Raw genomic sequence first — 220 nt, 5'->3', positions numbered from 1 at the left:
TGTGTTGTTGCTGTAACTTAGAGTGTAGTCCGTGTTGATTGTGAGTGGGCGACCGCCGTCCACCACGTTAGGTAGCGGTTTGATTTCTTTGCCGGTGTACTTTTGAGCGGCGATGCTTGCCACCGTCACCGTTGAAGCGGTAATGCTCTTCGGGATGATGGTGAAGACTTTATTTGCAATGCTGATAGCGTAGTTGCCGCCGGCAGTCAGTGAGCCTTGA

At 51.8% G+C, this 220-nt stretch carries 1 protein-coding gene; it reads right to left on the bottom strand.

All coding sequences use genetic code 11. The features are described 5' to 3' along the window. A partial coding sequence (locus ASC50_RS08615; RefSeq protein WP_226995425.1) for a hypothetical protein occupies positions 1 to 220 on the bottom strand: 220 nt, incomplete at both ends.

The sequence above is a fragment of the Candidatus Symbiothrix dinenymphae genome, from assembly GCF_001431085.1.
Note: the sequence above shows the minus strand (reverse complement) of the source record. Positions and strands in the feature narration are given on the sequence as shown.